6 protein-coding genes are annotated in these 6,302 nt (G+C 55.7%); 3 read left to right on the top strand and 3 right to left on the bottom strand.

Features of this window, described 5'->3' with window-relative positions; all coding sequences use genetic code 11:
* Positions 1-201: 201 nt before the first annotated feature.
* The 3 genes from NZ823_14095 to glgA form a co-directional block, all read right to left on the bottom strand.
* Complete coding sequence (locus NZ823_14095) at positions 202-1,509, bottom strand: adenylosuccinate synthase (GenBank protein ID MCS6806258.1); 1,308 nt, start codon at positions 1,507-1,509, stop codon at positions 202-204.
* A 131-nt stretch (positions 1,510-1,640) separates the two neighbouring features.
* Complete coding sequence (trxA, locus tag NZ823_14100) at positions 1,641-1,955, bottom strand: thioredoxin (protein MCS6806259.1); 315 nt, start codon at positions 1,953-1,955, stop codon at positions 1,641-1,643.
* Between the two features lie 117 nt (positions 1,956-2,072).
* On the bottom strand, positions 2,073-3,545 hold the full coding sequence (gene glgA / locus NZ823_14105; GenBank protein MCS6806260.1) for a glycogen synthase GlgA: 1,473 nt from the start codon (positions 3,543-3,545) through the stop codon (positions 2,073-2,075).
* A 213-nt stretch (positions 3,546-3,758) separates the two neighbouring features.
* Between glgA and NZ823_14110 the strand changes: the two genes are divergently transcribed.
* The 3 genes from NZ823_14110 to NZ823_14120 all read left to right on the top strand — a co-directional run.
* Positions 3,759-3,983 (top strand): hypothetical protein, encoded by a 225-nt coding sequence (locus NZ823_14110; GenBank protein ID MCS6806261.1) that lies wholly within the window; start codon positions 3,759-3,761, stop codon positions 3,981-3,983.
* An 87-nt stretch (positions 3,984-4,070) separates the two neighbouring features.
* Positions 4,071-4,712, top strand: a complete 642-nt coding sequence (locus NZ823_14115; GenBank protein ID MCS6806262.1) for an SNF2-related protein — start codon at positions 4,071-4,073, stop codon at positions 4,710-4,712.
* Between the two features lie 37 nt (positions 4,713-4,749).
* A partial coding sequence (locus NZ823_14120; GenBank protein ID MCS6806263.1) for a putative DNA binding domain-containing protein occupies positions 4,750-6,302 on the top strand: 1,553 nt, incomplete at its 3' end.

The following is a 6,302-nucleotide window of genomic DNA, read 5'->3' on the forward strand; positions in this document are numbered from 1 at the left end:
CAGACGTTGCACGTCTGGCTACCTTCTTGCAGGCCGCTGATGCGGCCTCCGGATGCCGACCCACCCTTATTGAGGATGTCATAAAACGCACACGGAAAATCGTGGACTGCTGCCTGAATGATTCTGCTCCTACTCACCATGTCGCTTCATCAAACATGGCCTCTCTCCGGATTATTGGTATAACTCGCAGGTCGTAACCACTCATAGCCCGCACGCGGCCATCACATCAGCATCGGGCGCCCAGATGGTTTCGCTGCGTCGGGGTCCAGTGGAAATCACCGAGATGGGACATCCGACCAGCGCGCTTAACCGAGCTACATACTCGCGCGCTTGCGGCGGCAGATCATCATAGCGGGTGAGGCCAGATGTGGACGTGTTCCAGCCAGGCCACGACTCATAGATCGGCTCGCATTCTTCGAGCACACGCAAGTCACACGGATAGGCCGTCAACGGCTGGCCACGATAGCGATAACCTGTGCAGACTTTGATCTGATCAAACACGTCCAGAATATCCAGTTTGGTCAAGACCAGTGCGTCAATTCCATTGACCATCACACCGTAGCGCAAGGCGAATCCATCCAGCCAGCCACACCGACGCACGCGCCCGGTGGAGACGCCGACTTCGGCGCCACGTTGTTGGAGCAACGCGCCCCATTGGTCTTTGAGCTCGGTCGGGAACGGGCCGGCGCCAACCCGCGTGGTATAAGCCTTGGTCACACCGATAACAGCGCTGATATAGTGCGGCGGAATGCCCGTGCCGGTGCACGCTCCCGCTGCCATCGCCGAGGACGAAGTCACATAGGGATAGGTGCCAAAATCAAGGTCGAGCATGATGCCCTGCGCGCCTTCAAACAACACCCGCCGTCCCTCAGCAATAGCCGTATGCAGATAGGTCACGGTGTCGGCAATATACGGGGCAATTTCTCGACCGAGTTCTCTCAGGTGCGCCCACAACTGATCGGCATCCAGCATGTCTGAATCAAACGCATGCAGGATGCGATTGGCATAGGCTACATTGAATTCGATTTTCTCCCTGAGCAGTTCTTCATTCAACAAATCACCAACGCGCACGCCATGCCGACCCACTTTGGCTACATAAGCAGGCCCGATCCCACGCATCGTTGTCCCCACCTTGCGCTCCCCTTGTTGCTGCTCCATGATGGCTTCCAGCGCCCGATGGTACGGCAGGATCAAATGCGCGCGGTCGCTCACCAACAATCGCGCCGGCGTGACTTCAATGCCCAGCAGACGCAACTCGGCCATTTCGCGCAACAATGCTTCCGGATCAACAACCAAGCCGTTGCCAATGACCGATACCTTATTCGGATGAATGATGCCCGAAGGGATCAGATGCAATGCGAAGGTGCGCTCGCCGACCTTAATGGTGTGGCCGGCATTATGCCCGCCCTGATAGCGAGCCACAATATCGAACTGCTCGGCCAGCAAGTCAACGACTTTGCCCTTCCCCTCGTCGCCCCACTGGGCGCCAACAACCACTACATTCTTCATAAACGTGAACTCAGCTCACATAAAATGGGCGCGCCTGAGCATAGGCCAACACGCCTTTTGGGAACATCACCTCAAGCGTGCCTCTGAATCTTCACGCGACGCAGTCCTGATCGCGTGCGCGGCGCGTCGTCTCACAGATTGTCGTCAATCATCTGTTCGATTGTATCTTTGGAAGTCACGCCAATAATCCGGTCTCTCTCCTGGCCATCTTTGAACAAGATCAGCGTCGGCACGCCTCTGACGCCATAACGCGCCGGTGTCAACGGACTCTGATCAATATCCAACTTGTAAACATGAACCCGGCCGGCATACTCGTCGGCAATAGCCCTCACGGTTGGTTCCAACATTTTGCACGGGCCACACCACACGGCTGAGAAATCAACCAGCACCGGTTTGTCTGAATTTAACACTTCTTGCTCAAATGTGCTGTCAGTCACTTGTTTCATATTGTTGCATACTCCTTATTCTCATCGTCGAAGTTGTCATCGTCAAAGTTGTCATCGTCAAAAAAACGGAACGGCCTCGCCTTCGTTTCTGGAAATGTGGCCGAGTCCGAAGCCGGCTCAAGCGAGTCCTGCTGTGTCATACCGTGCCTTTAATTGACGATACACGTTCAGGTACTCACGCGCCGATCGCTCCCAGGAAAAATCTGCGCTCATGGCGTTCAGCATCAGTTTTCGCCACATCTCAGGGTCAGCATAGGTCAGCAACGCTTCGTAGAACTTTTCCAGCAGACGCTCGGCGTCATATTCATAAAACTTGAATCCGTTGCCGGTCTGCGTCAGCCGGTCAAAATCAATCACGCTATCGTCCAAGCCGCCCGTGCCGCGCACCAGTGGCAGCGTTCCGTACTTGAGGCTGTACATCTGGTTGAGTCCACACGGCTCATACCGCGATGGCATCAGGAAGATGTCGGCGCCAGCCTCGATCTGATGCGCCAGCTCGTTATTCACTCCACGATAGAAACCAACGCGGTCAGGATAGCGATCACGCAGCCATTGAAAAAATTGCTCGATCTCGGTTTCGCCGGAACCGAGCACTACGTAAGCGCAGTTCATTTGCAGCATGCGTTCGGCGGCCTGCTCCACCAGGTCAAACCCTTTTTGATAGACCAGCCGTGAAATCGAACCGATCAGTGGACGATCCAGCTCCAGCGGCAAGCCGAATCGCTTCAGCAGGTCAACTTTGCATTCGGTTTTGCCTTCCAGATTCTGCATGCTGTAGTTCTTGGCAATATAGGGGTCTACTTCGGGACTCCACTGCTCATAATCAACCCCGTTGAGAATGCCGATCAGGTCATTGCGACGCGCCCGTAACAGACCATCGAGCTTGCATCCGTGCTCTGGCGTTTGGATTTCTCGCGCGTAAGTCGGACTGACCGTAGTAATCGCCGTAGAGGCAATCAACCCAGCCTTCATGGCGCTGGCTGCTTGATGAAACTCGATGCCTCCATCGGTTCGATAAACATCCAGCCCAAATCCGAGCTTCGGTAATTTGCCCGGATCAAACAATCCTTGATAGGCGAGGTTGTGAATGGTAAACAGTGTCGCAGTTCGCGCGTAATAGGGATCGCCCCGATAAGCCGTTTGCAAATAAAGAGGGATGAGGCCGGTCTGCCAGTCGTGACAATGAATTACGTGCGGCGGCGGCCCCAGTCGCTTCTCCAGTTCCAACACGGCGCGCGAAAAGAAACCGAACCGTTCGATGTTATCGCCATACTCGCCATCGCGCGAACCATAGATGCCATCGCGAGCAAAATACTGCGGCGCATCAATCAAGTAAATTGGCACACTGTCGCGCCAGTCCTGGTAGACAGATGCAGTCATCAAGCCGAAATTGAATGGGACGAGCAGGTCGCCCATCAGCAACTGACCGGCTTGGATGAACTGATAGCGTGGCAGCATCACCTTGACGTCAACGCCAAGGCGAGCCAGAGCCTTCGGTAAGGCGCCCAGCACATCGGCCAATCCGCCTGTCTTGGCATAGGGAGCGACCTCTGAAGCAGCAAAAGTCACCCGCAATGGTTCCGTTGCCATCAATCCCTACCGGTGATCGGTTGTTAAGTCGAAAGGCGCAATACTATGAACAGACCCTCACCTTGTCAAGCAAAGCACAGGTAGCATGTTGACAGCCGGTCACTGTGCGACCGTCCGTCTGTAGAGGCGTCGTTGTGTGATTGCCCGCTGACGTTTGGCATGTTTGTGTTACAGTGGCGGTGGTTGTAGAGGCGTCGCTGGGTGGGTGACGCGATGACATCCGGTGTGTTTGCAGCAGCGGATGGTTTCGCGTCCCGTAGGGACGATAACCGTAGGCAGTTTATTGATGGCTTGCACATCATGGCCGCGCATCCCACCACGTCACGCGAGCGACGGTTCAATCAATCGGGCGTTGCTCTCACTCGTTACTATGCGGCGCTGGACGTCGGCGGTTTCTTTCGCAAGCAGGAGGTCGTCCCAGCCATTGCGTGCGAATGAGTTGAACGGGTGTGGGCCTAGCCGTTCAGCCAAACGACCACAAGAAGTTTGACCTCGCGCTGCGCTTGATGAGAAAATGGCCCCAACATGCAAGACTCGACATCGCTAGAAAAGGGTGAAGGATCAATGGCCCGCGAATTGCCATCGGTGGGCGACCGTGTTGTCATCGCGCCCTCGGATGAACCCGCCGAAGTTTTTGATGTGCAGCAGACGGGGAGCCAGGTTCGGCTGGGAGTGATTTTTCTACGCTCAAAAAAGGCGGAGCGGCTCGTCTTTTCTCTTGAAGAGTTTGCTCAGCGGGTTCAGCGGCTGCCATCGCTCTGGGACGAGTTTATCCCAGCGGCGCTTCCGCGAGAGAGTTTTATCCTTTTCACGGATGCGCTGAGGATGCACCTGGCATATAGTTTCGATCCGCACTATGCCGTGAGCGTCACCCAAGTTGACTTGCTTCCCCATCAGGTAGATGCCGTTTACGACCGCATCCTCCCGCAGCCGTGCATCCGCTTCCTTCTGGCAGACGACCCCGGCTTGGGCAAGACCATCATGGCGGGGTTGCTTTTGAAGGAGTTCAAAGCAAGGGGATTGGTCAAAAGCGCCTTGGCCGTCGTCCCCGCTCACTTGCAAGACCAGTGGAAACGGGAGATGGCCGGCTGGTTCCGCGAGGGTTTCGTGACCTTGGATCGCGGTCTGCTCGATAGCCTCTACTCCAGCCCATTGCGGGCATCGTGAAAGTGGCTATCGAGCAGTGGAAGGAGGCAAATTAGCAATGCCGACGTCTCAGCACTGGGACTGGCTGAAAGAACAACCTGAAAGCCAGTTTCTTGAACGAAAAAGTTGCTACACCCGCTCCAAAGGTCGAGTGGAACCTCGCTCGATCAAAGAAGTCTTGCAGGATGTCGCTGAATCGCTGGCGGCGATGGCAAACGCGGATGGAGGCACAGTCGCAGTGGGTCTGGAAGATGATGGCGCAGTTTCGGGAGTTCCCTCACGATACGATTTCGAGAAGGCTCGTCAGCAACTGAACGATTACGTTCGACCTCGGCTTCGTTTTCGCACCAGCGAAATCACTTTGCACGGTCAACGACTCTGGGTTTTTGAAACTGACTGGAGCGCGGAAGTGCATCAATTGAGTGATGGACGCTACCTCCTGCGCGTTGGCGAGCACAATCTGCCTTTCCCAGCAGGGGACGTCGAAGCGATGAAGAATGCGCGACGTCAGCGGCCGACGGAGATGCAGTATCAGCCCGACGCCTCCCTTGACGACATAGACCTTGGACTCGTTGAAGAGTTGGCAAAGCAAAGTAAGTTGAACGTCTCGCCTGAAGAAACCCTTGTGCACTTTCGGTTGGCTGAAAGGGTCAATGCTCAAATTCGCTTGACGTTGGCTGCCTTGCTTGCGCTGGGCAAGGATCCAGCCCGTTGGCATCCCCGCTGTGGGATCGAGTTCATCCGTTGGAGCGGCACGGAGCGAAAGACAGGCGCGGACTTGAACATTGAAAAGCGCATCAGGATCGAGGACAAACCTCTTGTCCGCCTGATTGAGGAAGCCTACAGGAAAATCCGTGAGCAGATCCCAGAACGCCAGCGGCTGGTGGATTTATTCTTTGAAGAGAAACTTGCCTACCCTGAATTTGCTTGGCAAGAAGCCATCGTCAATGCCGTTGCCCATCGGGACTACAACCTAACGGGGATTGGGATTGAAGTGCACCTCTTTGACGACCGCATGGAAATCTGGAGCCCGGGGGAGTTGGTGGAACCCATCACCATCGAGCGACTTCAACGGCGAGAGCGGTTTCACGCTTCGCGCAACCCGCGTATGGTGCGAATCCTGACCGAGTTCGGTTACATGCGCGAATTAGGCGAAGGGATTCCCCGAATGTTTGAAGTGATGGAGCGGGAATGGTTGCAGCCGCCAGAGTTCCGATTGGAAGGTGGTCGGTTTGTGGTCACTTTGCGGAGCACCCCGATGTTCCGTCCAGAAACGATGCATTGGCTCAAGCGGTTTGAAGGGCAAGGGCTCAGTCGCAACCAGATGCGCTTGCTGGCGTATGCCCATGAGCATGGCGACCGATTCACCAGCAGGGCCTATCAAAAACTCGTCGGCGCGGACATCTACACGGCTGCCCGCGACATTAAGGACCTCATTCGTCGGGGCGTTGCTCGCCTCACCAAGCCCAAAGGGCGCGTGTATGAAGTCACCGCTGAGCCCTCCAAGCCGCCTATCGAAAAACCGCCAGAGTTCGTGGCACTGGAACCCATCTTGCTTGAGAAGGGATTTGTCAAAAATGAGGACATTCGCCGGGCGCTCGGGGTGTCGCT

The organism is Blastocatellia bacterium (assembly GCA_025054955.1).
Lineage (GTDB): Bacteria > Acidobacteriota > Blastocatellia > HR10 > J050 > JANWZE01.